Raw genomic sequence first — 1,178 nt, forward strand, 5'->3', positions numbered from 1 at the left:
CGGATGCTGCACTGCTGCGCCCCCGTCTTCGACGTGGCCCTGGGCGAGATATTCGCCGCGCTGACCTCCGGCGCGCGCGTCGTGGTGTCTTCCCGTGACGACCTGCTCGACGCCCGTCGACTCACCGAACTCATCGCCAAGGAGCAGGTCACCCACGCGTTCTGCCCGCCCACCAACCTCGCCGCGGTCGACCCGGCCGACTGCCCGAGCATGTCCTGCGTGACCCTCGCCGGGGAACCCATCCCACCCCGCATGGCCCAACGCTGGCTGGCCGCCGGTGCCCGCCTCATCAACGCGTACGGCCCGGCCGAAGCTGCCGTCGCCTGCACCTGGTACGACGCCCGAGCCGGCTGGGGCGGCGCGTACGTGCCGATCGGCCGACCCATGCCCAACCGGCAGATCCGCGTCGTCGACCCACGGATGAACCTCGTCCCCATGGGCGTCCCCGGCGAAATCCTCATCACCGGCTCCGGAGTCGCCGACAGCTACCTGAACCGCCCCGAACTGACCGCACAACGCTTCGTCACCGACCCGTACGGCGGCGGAATCGCCTACCGCACCGGCGACCTGGGCCGCTGGAACGCCACCGGGGCGCTGGAAATCCTCGGCCGCATGGACCACCAGGTCAAAGTCAACGGCATCCGCATCGAACTCGGCGAAATCGAAGCCATCCTCGAACAACACCCCGACGTCGGCACAGCCGTGGTCGTCCGCCGCGAAGACCACGGCGTCGCCCGACTCGTCGGCTACGTGACCGGCCGCGACGGCCGGACCCCGACGGCGAGCGAACTACGCGCCCACGCCGCGACCGCCCTACCCACCTACATGGTCCCGGCCGTCATCATGATCCTCGACCGGTTCCCCGTCGGCGGCACCGGAAAAATCGACCGCCGCGCCCTACCCGAACCCGACTCCCAACGCCCCGACCTCGGCATCGCCTACGTCGCACCCACCACCACCGAAGAACGACTCATCACGAACGCCTTCGAAACCGTCCTCGGCATCACAGGCATCGGCACCCACGACAGCTTCTTCGACCTCGGCGGCACCTCCCTGCAATCCGCCGCCGTCGCCACCACCATCGACGAAGCCGCCGACGTGGTCGTACCCGTCTCCCAGATCCACCGCACCCCCACCCCACACACACTCGCCCACTGGCTCACCACCGCACCCCGCCG

General features: G+C 69.8%; 1 protein-coding gene. It reads left to right on the forward strand.

Features of this window, described 5'->3' with window-relative positions:
- On the forward strand, positions 1-1,178 hold a 1,178-nt coding region (locus tag ACFY23_RS31755; RefSeq protein ID WP_350819816.1), incomplete at both ends, for a non-ribosomal peptide synthetase.

The sequence above is a fragment of the Micromonospora sp. NPDC000121 genome, assembly GCF_042899165.1.
Taxonomy (GTDB): Bacteria; Actinomycetota; Actinomycetes; order Mycobacteriales; family Micromonosporaceae; genus Micromonospora.